This is a genomic window from Streptomyces sp. GbtcB6 (assembly GCF_019091475.1).
In the GTDB taxonomy this organism is placed as follows: Bacteria; Actinomycetota; Actinomycetes; order Streptomycetales; family Streptomycetaceae; genus Streptomyces; species Streptomyces hyaluromycini.
Window position 1 is genome coordinate 6,047 of sequence record NZ_JAGXJL010000099.1, and the last position, 11,349, is coordinate 17,395.

At 70.0% G+C, this 11,349-nt stretch carries 10 protein-coding genes; 3 read left to right on the top strand and 7 right to left on the bottom strand.

Annotated elements, in window-relative coordinates:
• From KVT45_RS58605 to KVT45_RS53000, 7 genes are all read right to left on the bottom strand, one after another.
• On the bottom strand, window positions 1-105 hold a 105-nt coding region (locus tag KVT45_RS58605; RefSeq protein ID WP_217561976.1), incomplete at its 3' end, for a thioredoxin domain-containing protein.
• Between the two features lie 33 nt (window positions 106-138).
• The gene (locus tag KVT45_RS52975; protein ID WP_217561956.1) at window positions 139-1,845 is read right to left on the bottom strand and encodes a hypothetical protein; all 1,707 of its coding nucleotides are present in this window, start codon (window positions 1,843-1,845) and stop codon (window positions 139-141) included.
• Window positions 1,846-1,862: 17 nt separating this feature from the next.
• Entirely contained in the window at window positions 1,863-3,248 is a 1,386-nt protein-coding gene (locus KVT45_RS52980) for an MFS transporter (protein ID WP_217561958.1), read from the bottom strand.
• 75 nt (window positions 3,249-3,323) lie between these two features.
• A complete protein-coding gene (locus tag KVT45_RS52985; RefSeq protein WP_217561960.1) occupies window positions 3,324-4,259 on the bottom strand; it encodes a zinc-binding dehydrogenase in 936 nt (311 codons plus the stop codon).
• A 12-nt stretch (window positions 4,260-4,271) separates the two neighbouring features.
• Window positions 4,272-6,209 carry an NAD(P)/FAD-dependent oxidoreductase gene (locus KVT45_RS52990; protein ID WP_217561962.1) on the bottom strand — a complete coding sequence of 646 codons (1,938 nt, stop codon included), beginning with the start codon at window positions 6,207-6,209 and terminating at the stop codon, window positions 4,272-4,274.
• A gap of 155 nt (window positions 6,210-6,364) precedes the next feature.
• Window positions 6,365-7,102, bottom strand: coding sequence for a hypothetical protein (locus tag KVT45_RS52995; RefSeq protein ID WP_217561964.1), 738 nt, complete (start codon window positions 7,100-7,102; stop codon window positions 6,365-6,367).
• Between the two features lie 519 nt (window positions 7,103-7,621).
• Window positions 7,622-8,413, bottom strand: coding sequence for a FadR/GntR family transcriptional regulator (locus KVT45_RS53000; protein WP_217561966.1), 792 nt, complete (start codon window positions 8,411-8,413; stop codon window positions 7,622-7,624).
• 195 nt (window positions 8,414-8,608) lie between these two features.
• Here KVT45_RS53000 and KVT45_RS53005 point away from each other — a divergent pair, with 195 nt between their 5' ends.
• The 3 genes from KVT45_RS53005 to KVT45_RS53015 form a co-directional block, all read left to right on the top strand.
• Window positions 8,609-9,739, top strand: a complete 1,131-nt coding sequence (locus tag KVT45_RS53005) for an acyl-CoA dehydrogenase family protein (protein ID WP_217561968.1) — start codon at window positions 8,609-8,611, stop codon at window positions 9,737-9,739.
• Window positions 9,736-10,923, top strand: coding sequence for an acyl-CoA dehydrogenase family protein (locus tag KVT45_RS53010; protein WP_217561970.1), 1,188 nt, complete (start codon window positions 9,736-9,738; stop codon window positions 10,921-10,923). The genes KVT45_RS53005 and KVT45_RS53010 overlap by 4 nt, the downstream gene beginning before the upstream one ends.
• 28 nt (window positions 10,924-10,951) lie before the next feature.
• A partial coding sequence (locus KVT45_RS53015; RefSeq protein ID WP_217561972.1) for an acyl-CoA dehydrogenase family protein occupies window positions 10,952-11,349 on the top strand: 398 nt, incomplete at its 3' end.

Sequence of the window (11,349 nt, forward strand, 5' to 3'; positions counted from 1 at the left end):
CCCCCCGCACCAGGGCACCCAGAAGCCCACCAGCCCCGGTCGCCCGGCCCCCTGGACGGCCTCGTCGAAGTCGTCGTCGGTGACCGCGCGGACGACTGCCGCCATGAGCGTGCCTCCTTCCTCCGCCTGCGCGCGGGACTACGCGAGGGCGGTGATCTTCACGGTGATCGGCGTGGTCATCGTGCCGAAGACGAACTCCTTGGGCGTGCCGTGCCCGGCGACGGCGATGTTGATCGCGGCCGGGTCGTTGAACGCCTGGATCGTCTGGGTCCGCTGCTCCTCGGGGGTGAGCTGGAACATCCACTCCCACTCGGGCCGGACCAGGCCGCGCTCCCGGAAGTCGATGAACGGTGCGACGACGTCCCAGATCCGCGGCCGGATGTTGTGCAGCAGAAACCTCTTCACCGCGTCCTTGCTCAGCCCCGCGTCGGCGAACTTCCTCGCCGTCTCCGGGGGCAGCAGGTAGAACAGCCCGTCCTCGTTGCCTTCGAGGCCGGCCAGGGTGCTCGTCATGAAACCGACCTGGGTGAGCGTGGGGGTGCGCGCCGCGATGGACCGGATACGGCGGTCCGCCGGTCCGTGGTTGGAGCCGAGGTCCCACTCCCCCACGGTGTGCACCACGGTCACGGTGCTGTCGTCGGGCCGCAGGCCCTTGCCGACCTGGTACGGCTCCCAGGGACTCTCGTCCTCGTTCTCGCCGAACACCTGGATGTTCTTGCGTACGGTGCCGATGGTGTCGAGGTCCATGCGTCCGGGTATCCACGCGCCGAGGTTGCGCAGCGTCAGGGCGACCGCCCGCCCGATGCGGATGTTGACCCGGTTGTTCAGGCCCGGCCCGAGCGGGCTGCGCCCGCTGTTGATGCCGAGCTTCTTCACGAGCGGTCCGTTGACGAGGATCACGGGCGCGAAGGCCCCGGTCGACATCAGGACCGAGAGGTTCATCGGAGGGGGGCACGCGTGGATCGCCTTGAGCGCGGCGATCACTACCGGCAGCTCCTCCGGACGGCACCCGGCCATGGCGGCGTTGACCGCGATCCGTTCCAGGGTTCCGTGGCCGTGCAGCGGCGGGATGGTGAGGATCAGTTCGTCCCGGGGCAGCCCCTGGGCCGCCTCGATGATGGCCTCCACCTTCGCCCGGGTCGGCGGGTGGAGCGGCAGTCCGTCACCGAAGTCCTTCTGGAGGTAGAACTCGTTGAAGGCCTCGACGGCCGCCACCGGGTCCTGGCCACGGAAGGTGTACGTCTCCTGCCGCTCCTCGTCGTCCTCCTGCTCGGCGGTGTCGGCCGGGGCGGCGGCGGGAGTCTGGGTGAGGGCCTTGATGATGTCGTCCGCCACCGGCAGCGTCTGCTCGGTCGCCTGTTCCGGCGTGAGTGCGGTGAAGACGCGGGGCACGACGACGTACTGGAGCCCGGGGACGCCGAACACCTTGGCGCTGGTGTCCGTGTCGCGCTCGAAGCCCCGGGCCACGATCGTGACTTGAGGGACGCCCGCCTTCTCGGCCTGCGCGCCGTCGTGGATCAGCCAGGACGTGCAGGCGCCGCAGTCCGCCGTGGCGCCGACGAGGGCGTCGCTCTCCTCGATGGCCCGCCGCAGCAGCCCGGGGTCGAAGCGGATGGAGCCGGGGTAGAGACGGATCTTGAGGTCCGGGTAGGTCTCCTTGATCTTCTCCGCCACCGCCTGGAGCGCGATCTCGGCGTTGGGCTTGCTGTTGGACAGCAGGCCCAGCACCTTTCCGTTCAGTGTGTCCAGTCGCGGGGCCAGGGAGGTCTCCGCGGAGTCCAACTTGTCCGCGGTCGGATTGACCACCTCAAAGGTGGCCTGGTCTACGCCGGCTTCGGTCGTCACGGCTTCTCCTCATGGATTTAGTTATCTGTATCAGTTATACGATTGAACTCATTGGGTTCGTCAATACTCCGGTCGGAGATTGCCGGCCGCCGGGACCTCGACGTCAGCAACCACATCACCGCGACCCCGGTCACCGCGGCGGCGACCACCAGCCAGCCCGCCGCCCGCGGCCCCGCCGTCCGGGTCAACTGGGCGGCCAGATAGGGCGTGAGACCACCGCCGGCGACGGCGCCGGCGTTGTAGGCGAACGCCACCGCCGTGTAGCGCACCCGGGTCGGGAACGCCTGGGTCAACGTGACGTACATCGACGGCGCCGCCGCGTAGCTGAACGCGAGCGCCAGGACGTACAGGGCGCCGGCCGCGACGAGCGCCCAGGCACCGCCGGAGCGCACACTCCGCATGCCGTACAGCACGGGGAAGACCAGGGCGGCCGAACCGCCGAGGCCGAGCAGCATCGCCGACCGGCGTCCGAAGCGGTCGGTCCACCAGCCGCCCACGAGGAACCCGCCGGCCCCGAGGAACAGGCAGACCGCCGACAGCCAGTACACCTTGATGGGCGGCACTTCCAGGACCGAGAGCAGGTAGACGCTCATGTAGTTGACCAGCACGCCGAGCACCATGGTGACGACGAGGTTGAGCACCGCCGAGACCGTGATCATGCGCCAGTGACCGCGCAACGCGGTGCGCACGGGCGACCGTTCGACCGCTTCCGCCTCGGCCAGGGAACGGAACTCCGGGGAGTCCTCGACCCGCACCCGGTAGACCACCACCGCGAGCGTCATCGCCGCGGACAGCAGCAGCGGGATGCGCCAGCCCCCGTGCGCCATGTCCTTCGCGCCCAGAACCGTCACCAGCAGACCGACCACCGCCGGGGAGACGGCGACCCCCAGGCTCGAACCCAGGGGGATGAGTGCCTGGAACCGTCCGCGTCTGCGGCCGCCGTCGGACTCCGCCACCAGCGTGGCGGCACCCCCGATCTCACCGCCCGCGCAGAATCCCTGCACCATCCGGACGAGGACCAGCAGGACGGGCGCGGCGACTCCGACCGTGCCGTAGGTCGGCAGCAGCCCCATGAGGGTGGTCGCGCCGCCCATGCCGATGACGGTGACGAGCAGCGCGAAGCGGCGCCCGCGCCGGTCGCCGAGCCGGCCGAAGAACAGCGCGCCCAGCGGGCGGGCGAGATAACCCACCCCATAGACGCCCAGGGAGGCGAGGATGCCCGTGCCCGGGTCGTCCGCCGGGAAGAACAGTGGCGCCGTGTACACGACCAGGAAGCCGTAACAGGTGAAGTCGTAGAACTCGATGAAGGTCCCGAGCATGCTCGCGGTCCCCACCCGTACGGCGTTCGTACGAATGCGCCTGGAGTCATGCAGCGCGGACGGGGTCGGCGTGGCTTTCGACATCCTTGTCTCCGCCTGACGGTGTATGAGTGTCTGTGGACTGTCCGGAGCACGCCTGGCAGGGGCGGCCCACGGGGTTCACGGATGGACGACGACCTTGAAGGTCCCCGGCGGCCTGGCGGCGGCGACCTCGAAGGCGCCCGCGGCCTCGTCGATGCCGAACCGGTGGGTGATCAGGGTCCGGGCGATCTCCGGCCGGTCGGCCAGCATCCGCGCCGAGCAGGCGAACTCGCGGGGGCCCGTGGCGTCCTGGGCGTATCCCATCGAGGGCACGACGCGGGCCTCCTTGAGGAAGGCGGCCATGTGGGGCCAGGTGATGCCGGGCGGGAAGACACCGACCGTCACCACCGTGCCGAGGGGGCGCACCAGCTCGATCGCACGGTTCAGCCCGCTCTCGCTGCCGCTCGCCTCTACGACGACGTCGTACAGCCCCGACGGCCGGGCCGCGCCGAGGCGTTCGCCCGCCTCGGTCTGGAAGGGGTGCCTGGCCACCAGGGCCACCTCCGCGGCCTGCATGCGCAGGGAGGCGGCAGCGGCCAGCATCCCGATGGTCCCGGCCCCCACCACGGCGACACGGGTGGTGGGACCGATCTCGCCCCTGCGGCAGGCGTGCCAGGACACCGCGCTCGGTTCGACGAGCGCGGCGTCGTCCAGGGACAGTCCCGGCGGCAGCGGTACGAGTGCCGACCGCGGGGCCCGGTAGTACTCCGCCATCGCTCCCGGTACGGTCATGCCGACCACGTCCCGGCCGGCCGCGCGGCACAGGTTGTGCCGGCCGGCGGCGCACCACTCGCAGGTGCCGCACCGGGCTATGGCCTCCACGGCAACGGGCGTGCCGTCCGCGGCGGTGGCGGCGATCTCGTGCCCGATGATCTGTGTGCTGCCTCGCCGCAGGTACCTCAGGTCGGAGCCGCAGATACCCACCGCGGCCACCCGGACCAGCTCTCCCGGCCCGCCGGGCTCGTCGGTCTCCACGACCTCGACCCCCGGCGGCACACAACGGACCGCCTTCATCGCATCCCGTCCTCAGGCGAAGTCGTAGTCCTGCGGCCGGAACTTCGCCAGGAGCTCGTGGTACTCCTCCAGCCGCCACGGCACGTTGACCTGCTGCCGGCCGAACTCGTTCACGTAGTAGTTGCGGTCCCTGGACCCCGCGTCGTACCAGATGAGGGAGAGCATCGCCTCGTCGAGCCGGCGGTTGTAGTCCTCGAAGACCTCCTTGCGGACCGTCAGGTAACGGTGGCCGCCCTCGATGAGGGCGACCAGCCCCTCGGCCGTGTAGCGCGCCCAGGTCTCCATCCACACGATCAACGACCCGGCCCGGTTCTGCGAGTTGGGGCCGTACATGATGAACAGGTTCGGGAAGTCGGGCACCGTGAGGCTGAGGTAGGCACGCGGGCCGCCGCCCGCGGGGTCGCTCCATCGCTCCTCCAGCGTCTCCTCGGCCAGGCCGCGATAGCGGGTCGGCCACAGGTACTTCTGGGTGGCGAACCCGGTGGCCGTGAAGACGAGGTCGTAGGGGCGCTCCTTGCCGTCGGCCGTGCGGATGCCCGTCGGGGTGAACCGCTCGATCTTCTCCGTGACCAGCTCGACGTTGTCCTCGATCAGCGAGGAGTACCAGTTGTTGTCGACGATGAGCCGGCGGGCCATGGGGGCGTGGCTCGGGATGAGCTTCTCCCACAGGTCGGGGCGGTCGCCCACCTTCGACTTCACGTACTGGGTGAGGCTCGCGCGGTAGCCGTCGTTCCCCTCGTTGACGAGGCCGCCCGCGGCCTGCCATTCCGCGTCCGGCTCCTGGAGGACCTGGCCGCCCAGCCGCAGGGTCGCGATCGAGTAGCAGTACCAGTTCCAGTAGTAGGGCATCGTGTCCAGCAGCCAGCGGGTCTCCGGGGAGATGGCCTCGCCGTAGCGCTCGCGCGGGCTGATCCACTGCGGGGTGCGCTGGAAGACACCCACGCTCCGGGCCCGGCTGCGCACCTCGGACATCATCTGCACACCGGTCGAGCCGTTGCCGATGATGGCGACGTCACGGCCGTCCAGCAGCTCCTGGCCCGTGCATTCGGCGGTGTGCACGATCTCGCCGCCGAAGTCCTCGATGCCGGGCGTGTCGAGGCGCTTGGGCGTGGCGAACAGCCCGCTCGCGCTCACCACGGCGTTGGCGCCGAGTTGTTGCGGTCGGCCGTCGATGACGGCGTCGATCGTCCATCGGCCCGTCGCCGCGTCGAAGGCGGCTTCCTGCACGTCGCTGTCGAAGCTGATGTGTTCGAAGACGCCGTACTTCTTGGCCACGTGCTGCAGGTAGTCGCGCACTTCTCCGGCCCGCGCGAAGTACTCGGTCCACGGGTAGTTCTTCTCGAAGAAGAACTGGTAGAGGAAGTTGGTGGTGTCCACCCGCACGTCCGGGTAGGCGTTGATGCTCCAGGTGCCGCCCAGCTCCGGGCGCCGCTCGTAGATCGTGTAGGGGATGCCGAGGTGTTCCAGCTGGACGGCCACGGCGATGCCGCCGAAGCCGGCGCCGATGACCGCCACCTGGAAGCCCTCGGGAATGGACGGCTTGGCGCCCGTCCACCGGGCCAGCCGGGGATGGTCGTCGAAGGCGGCGAGGTCACGGCGGTAGGACCAGTCCCGGTCGGTGATCTCCTCGTTGCGGAAGGCCTCGTACATGCGGCGCAGTTCGACGTCGTCCGGCTTCACCTCGGTGAAACCGGCCGTCATACCGAGGAGGAACTCCGTCGCCTTGGCCCGCAGGGTCTCCACGGCCTCTTCTGCCAGGACGGTCTGCTTGAGGGCGCCGCCGTACATGGGGGTGGTCTTGAGCGGTAGTCCGAGCAGGGCTTCGTCTCCGGTGGCTTGGTAGAGCGCGAGCCTCAGCGCGTTGAGGTCGGCGTCGTCCAGCGCGCGGTCGATGAACGCCTTGTCCACGTGCGGTGACGCTCCCGTCGCGAGCCTGCCTTTCCCGGCCATACGGCTCCTTCCCTGCCGGCGTACCCGTGCCTGACGGGCAACCACATATCAAGATTATTGAGTTAACTTAATCTACTCATGGATGGAGCTTCAAGACGCAGGTGAGCCGAACTCCGCTCACACATGGGGGAGTTCGGCTCGTCCTCCGTATGCCCTCAGGCCGCCGCAGGTACGGCCGTCTGCTGTCCCCGCGCCTCGCGCTCCTCGGACTTGACCGCTCGCAGCAGCACGATGATCATCGCGATCTTCCAGACGACGAACGCGATGGACGGGATCAGGACCGTGAACACCCCGTCCCAGGCGAACGGACCGTCGGTCGCCACGTACACGAAGACCCCGGGGAAGAAGGAGACCGCCAGCACGAGGTTCAGCCAGCCGAACCACCGCGGGAACACCGGCTCGGGCCGCCGGTCGACGAAGGCCGACATACCGATCACCGCGACGTTGATGACGAAGATGACCGCGACTCCCACGTACGTGAGCCAGAACTGGTCGCTGAGCAGCTGCATCAACTCGGGGCTGCGGTGCGGCCGGTAGGCGGCGGTGGCCAGCACGGCGAGCGGGTAGACCCATCCCGTCGGCGCGACGACCGCCGTCGCCAGCTGGATCATCGACAACAGGCCCCAGCCGCCTTCGATCCGGCGCATCTGCAGGCTCGTGATGACCGCGAACGGGTAGAAGAACGGAGCGAAGACACCCATCGTGACCACGGCCCACAGGATCCCGGTCCGGTGTTCCGTCAGGAAGTCGGCCACCTGCTGCGCGTTGTCCGAAGGCGAGACGGGCGGCGAGAGGTGTCCGAAGACCGAGAACGCGAGCGTGTTGGCTATGACCACCACCACCCCGCACCAGACCGACAAACGATAGAGCTTGAACTTCAGCTTTTCGTCCATGGGATCTCCCTTGATCCGTCGCATGGTCGGGTACCGCCCGGGCGCCGAGGACACGGGTCACCGAGGCGGAGAGGGGACGGCGATCCGGGAGACGGCGATCCGAGGGACGCCGTTGACGCGGAGAGCCGGTGATGCCGCCGGAAGAGGCTCCGCAAGCTGCGGGGGATCCCTCGGATTCCGGGGAAGCGGATGTGCGGGAGCGCGGGCTCGTCAGCGAGTTAAGGCAAGCGCGCCGGCGCTGATGCGGGAGTTCTGCTGCCTCGTCCCGGTGAGGTCATGGTCGCGTCGCATCGCGGCTCTCCTGGGTCTCAGTCCGTCCCGATGGGCGCGATGCCCGGTCGGCTGGATCCAACAGGAGGAGAGTAGGTGGCGCCGAACAGCCGTCGGCCCCGAGTCCCGCTGACCGGGACACGTCTTTCGAAGCCCCCGGGACACGTCTTGCGAAGCCCGTGGTCGCCCGGGCAAGGCCCGCACCGTCACGAGGAGATCTCCGCGAGGCAGGTGCGGGCGACGCTCGGATCAGGCGAAGAGATCCACCACGGGCTTGTTGTGCAGGTCGTCCTTGAGGAGGTAGGTACCCGCGACCTTCATGTGCGTGCGCCAGTGCCGCTCGGCACCCTCGGCGTCCCGGGCCTCCACCAGCACCACGAGACGCTTGTAGGCCTTGATGGCACGCTGGAAACGCTCGGGCGACTCCGTCCTGTCGAAGTTGCGCGAGACCCGCATCTCGAGATGGGTCGCCACGATCTCCTGGAGGACCGCTCCCTGGACGGCCATGGTCTTGTTGCCGCAGCGCTCCATGATCAGTTCATGGAACCGGTACGTCAGCCGCGACCACAACGCCGGGTCGGGCACGGCGTCGTCCTTCGACTCGACGGCCGACTGAAGTTCCGCCACCACCTCGCTGAGGTCGGTGAGGTCCTGCTTCGTGCGACGCTTGGCCAGCATGCGTGCGCACGCCGGCTCGGCGATCATCCGGGCCTCGTAGACGTCGTCGACGGTGGTCCCCTGCATCTGCAGGAGCAGTCCGACGTGACGGGCCGCCACGGAGAAGTCCGGGGCCATGACCTGAGCGCCGCCCCGGCTGCCTCGGCGGACGCTGATGAGCATCTCGGCTTCGAGGATGCGGAAGGCCTCGCGCAGGGTGGGCCGCGAGGCGCCGAACTGCTCCATGTGCTGGGTCTCGGGCGGCAGCGTCTCGCCGGGCGTCAGCTCACCCTGGACGATACGACGGCGCAGTTGCGCGGCGATCAGCTCCGCCGTCTTGGGCGCGCGGACCGTCTGACCGACTGGCCCCAATGTGGCACTCATGACAATGAGTGTACTTGCTCGGAGAACCTCGTTACCGGGATCGGGGCAAGGACGTCCGGCCGCATCCCGCCCAGGCGGCTCGTCCGGTGAGCGGGACGACCTTCCACCCTTGACGCCGCAATCAGTTTACTGATTTACCCGATCACTGTTAGGGTCAAGCTGCGTGAAGGGCACGACGATGTCGATGGATGCGCGATGAGCCTCAGTCTCGGTGAGGAACAGGAGGAACTGCGCCTGCTGGTGCGCACGTTCCTCGACGACAAGGCCACGAGCCACAGCCCCCCGCTTCCCGGCACCGGCCCGCAGGAGTACGACGGGGGCCTCTGGCGCCGGCTCTCCGGTCAGCTCGGCCTCACCGGTCTCGCCGTGCCCGAGCGGTTCGGCGGTGCCGGCCTCGGCCCCGCCGAACTCGGCGTCGCAATGGAGGAGATGGGCCGCGCCCTGTTCCCGAGTCCGTTCTTCGCCACTGCCGTACTGGCCGGTCAGACGCTGGCGCACTGCGGTGACGAGGCCGCGATGGAGCGGTGGCTGCCGGACATCGTCTCGGGAGCGCTCACCGCGACGCTGGCGGCGGCCGAACCGGACGGCTCATGGGAGACGGACCCGCCCGCCACCGTGGCCGAGCGGGAGCCGGACGGCTGGCTGCTCTCCGGCACGAAGACGTACGTCGTGGACGGGCACACCGCCGACCTGCTCCTCGTGACCGCCCGGTGCCCCGACGGCGTCGGACTCTTCGGCGTCCCGGCCACCGCCCCCGGTCTCACCCGCACGGTGCTGGACGCCCTGGATCCGACCCGGCCGCTGGCGCGGATCCGCCTCGACGCCACCCCCGCGACCAGGATCGGGACCGGTGACGCCTCCGGGTCGCTCGCGGCCGTGCGGGACCTCGTGCGGGCGGCGCTCGCCGCGGAGCAGGTCGGCGGAGCCGCCGCCTGCCTCGACATGGCGGTCGGACATGCCAAGACGCGGGAGCAGTTCGGGCGGCCCATCGGCTCCTTCCAGGCGATCAAGCACAAGTGCGCCCAACTGCTGGTCGAGGTGGAGTGCGCCCGGTCGGCGGCCAGGTTCGCCGGGTCGGTCGTGGGCACGCCCGGCACCGAGGCGGCGATCGCGGCCGCCGTGGCCCGCTCCTACTGCTCGGAGGCGTTCACCCACGCGGCGAAGGAGAACATCCAGATCCACGGGGGGATCGGCTTCACCTGGGAGCACTGCGCGCATCTCTATCTGCGCCGGGCCAAGTCGTCCGAGTTGCTGTTCGGCACACCCCGCGAGGAACGGGCCCGGCTCGCCCGGCTCACCATGGCAGAAGGAGTCCCCCGCCCATGACGACCGCTTCGGCCCTCCCCCGCGACCCGGAGTCGCTCGACGTCTTCCGTTCCCGGCTGCGGGACTTCCTCACCGGCCACGGGCCCGGGCGGCGGCCACGGGATCCCGAGGAGCGCTTCGCCTGGACACGCGCCTGGCAGGCCACCCTCTTCGACCACGGCTTCGCCGCCCCGAGCTGGCCCGAGGAGTACGGCGGGATGGACCTGCCGTTCGCCCATCAGGTGGTGTACCAGGAGGAACTGGCACGCGCCCGGGTGCCCGGCCCGGTCGGGACGGGCCTGGGCATCGCCGCGCCGACGATCATCAAGTACGGCACCGACGAGCAGCGCCGGCGCTGGCTGCCGTCCATGCTGCGCGGGGGCACCGTGTGGGCGCAGGGCTACTCCGGGCCGGTGGCCGGTTCCGTCCTGCCGGGCCTGCGCACCACCGCACGCCGCGAGGGCGACACCTACGTGGTGAACGGACAGAAGGTGTGGACCAGCCACGCCGCCAGAGCGGACGTCTTCTTCACGCTCGTACGGACGGGCACGCGCGCGTCGCGGCAGCGCGGGATCACCTACCTCGTCGTCGACGCCCACGCTCCGGGCGTGGACGTCCGTCCGCTGCGCGACCTGACCGGGGGGCACCTGTTCGCGGAGGTGTTCTTCGACGACGTGCGCGTACCGGTCGCCGACCGCGTCGGGGACGAGAACGGAGGCTGGCCGCTGGTCCGCACGAGTCTGGGGCACGAGCGCGCCGCCGGCGCGATGAACCAGGCCGCGACCTACCGGCGTGTCCTCGGCGAACTCCGGCAGCTCCTCGCGGAACGCGGCGCGCTGGCGGACGCGGAGGTGCGGGACCGGATGGCGGACTTCGAGATCCGGGCACGGATCATGCACTACAACGGGCAGCGCACGATCTCCGACATCCTGACCCACGGGGAGCCGGGCCCCGTCTCCTCCGTGTCACGTCTGCACATCTCCCAGTTCGAACAGGACATCCACGAGTTCGCCGTCGACGTGCTCGGCCCGGCCGGCCTGCTGGGACCCGGGTCCGAGGAAGCGGTGCAGCGCGGCAGGTGGCTCTACGGCTTCCTGCGCACGCGGGCCTCCACGATCGGGGCGGGCACCGCCGAGATACAGCGGAACACCCTCGCCGAACAGGTCCTCGGGCTCCCCCGCGACCCCGGCATGCCCTCGGTCTGACAGGAGACACGATGAGGCAGGAGACACGATGAGGCTCGACACCAGCGCCGAACTCGACGCCTTCCGCGCCGAGGTGCGCGCGTTCATCCGTACCCACGCCCCCGGCAGGAAGACCCACGCGGGGGTGCGGGCGCCCGTCCCCGCGCTCGTCCCCGAGCTGCGCCGCTGGATCGCCCGGCTCCATGACGCCGGCTATCTCGGCCGGTCGTGGCAGACGGAGTACGGCGGTCTCGCCGATCCGCGCCCCGAGCCCGCCTTCGTCGTCGCCGAGGAACTGGCACGGGCGCGGGCCTGGGGACAGATCGGAGCCGGCGCCCTCGCCGCGGGCGCCCTGCTGGCCCACGGGACGGAGCAGCAGAAGCACCACTTCCTGCCCCGGCTGCGGTCCGGCCAGGACCTGTGGTGCCAGCTCTTCAGCGAACCGGA

What these genes read in the sequence shown, in the direction of transcription:
- KVT45_RS53010 (WP_217561970.1), top strand. Translation starts at nt 9,736, where the DNA reads ATGACGACCGCTTCGGCCCTCCCCCGCGACCCGGAGTCGCTCGACGTC.
- KVT45_RS52980 (WP_217561958.1), bottom strand. Translation starts at nt 3,248, where the DNA reads ATGTCGAAAGCCACGCCGACCCCGTCCGCGCTGCATGACTCCAGGCGC.
- KVT45_RS52995 (WP_217561964.1), bottom strand. Translation starts at nt 7,102, where the DNA reads ATGGACGAAAAGCTGAAGTTCAAGCTCTATCGTTTGTCGGTCTGGTGC.
- KVT45_RS53000 (WP_217561966.1), bottom strand. Translation starts at nt 8,413, where the DNA reads ATGAGTGCCACATTGGGGCCAGTCGGTCAGACGGTCCGCGCGCCCAAG.
- KVT45_RS52985 (WP_217561960.1), bottom strand. Translation starts at nt 4,259, where the DNA reads ATGAAGGCGGTCCGTTGTGTGCCGCCGGGGGTCGAGGTCGTGGAGACC.
- KVT45_RS52990 (WP_217561962.1), bottom strand. Translation starts at nt 6,209, where the DNA reads ATGGCCGGGAAAGGCAGGCTCGCGACGGGAGCGTCACCGCACGTGGAC.
- KVT45_RS53005 (WP_217561968.1), top strand. Translation starts at nt 8,609, where the DNA reads ATGAGCCTCAGTCTCGGTGAGGAACAGGAGGAACTGCGCCTGCTGGTG.